At 54.1% G+C, this 629-nt stretch carries 1 protein-coding gene and 1 pseudogene; both read right to left on the bottom strand.

Annotated elements, in window-relative coordinates:
• Nucleotides 1–315: pseudogene (locus tag NW827_RS09410) on the bottom strand (hypothetical protein); the annotation flags it as partial.
• 21 nt (nucleotides 316–336) lie between these two features.
• Nucleotides 337–468 carry a hypothetical protein gene (locus NW827_RS09405; RefSeq protein ID WP_414403684.1) on the bottom strand — a complete coding sequence of 44 codons (132 nt, stop codon included), beginning with the start codon at nucleotides 466–468 and terminating at the stop codon, nucleotides 337–339.
• Nucleotides 469–629: the final 161 nt, after the last annotated feature.

Genomic DNA, 629 nt, shown 5'->3' with positions numbered 1-629 from the left:
GACAAAGTTGGGATCCGGAGCGTAGCGCTTGGCGTAGCTAATCAAAGCCTGAGCAGTGGATAGAGTGTCGTCTTGAACAGGAGGCAGCAGCGGTTTGCCGTCGATGAGGATGGCTTTGATGCGCTCTGAAATTGCTTTGAGGTCGATGATGGAGCGGGTTAAAAACAAAACAAAGTAGAGACTTTTGGGGAAAGACTTCAGAATCACCCGCACCTGAGACGAGCCCGCTGTGGGGTAATCCGCCTCCTCCTCAGGGCTGACCGTTTGGCAAAGGCGGTTGTTGGCCTGCAATAGATCGCTGGCGTAGGTGCCCAAAAGTTCCAGCGCCTGCTCTTCCTAGGTGTCGCTGGCGTAAGTTACCTTGGCTACCGTTTTGCCATCCGTAACTCGCCCTATCAAGACGGCAATAAGGCCAGGCAGCCCAGCAATATGCTGCTCAATGACACTTTGCAGGGTGCGGATAGCCATGCTCCTCTTTGCTCCTCCCTAAGGTGAAGGCTGGGCTGTCCTCTCATCGTAACGAGTAGGAAGGCTAGCCTGGGAGTATTTAGAAGGGATGTAAACAAAGACCCCTGAGGAGGCTCAGCCCTCGCGCCACGGATCCCAGTTCTCATGAAATTTGCCTTCCA

Origin of the sequence: Synechococcus sp. H70.1 (assembly GCF_047502705.1) — a bacterium.
GTDB lineage: Bacteria > Cyanobacteriota > Cyanobacteriia > Thermostichales > Thermostichaceae > Thermostichus.
Note: the sequence above shows the minus strand (reverse complement) of the source record. Positions and strands in the feature narration are given on the sequence as shown.

Excerpts from the sequence above, each read along its gene's own strand:
- NW827_RS09405 (WP_414403684.1), bottom strand. The coding sequence starts at position 468 with ATGGCTATCCGCACCCTGCAAAGTGTCATTGAGCAGCATATTGCTGGG.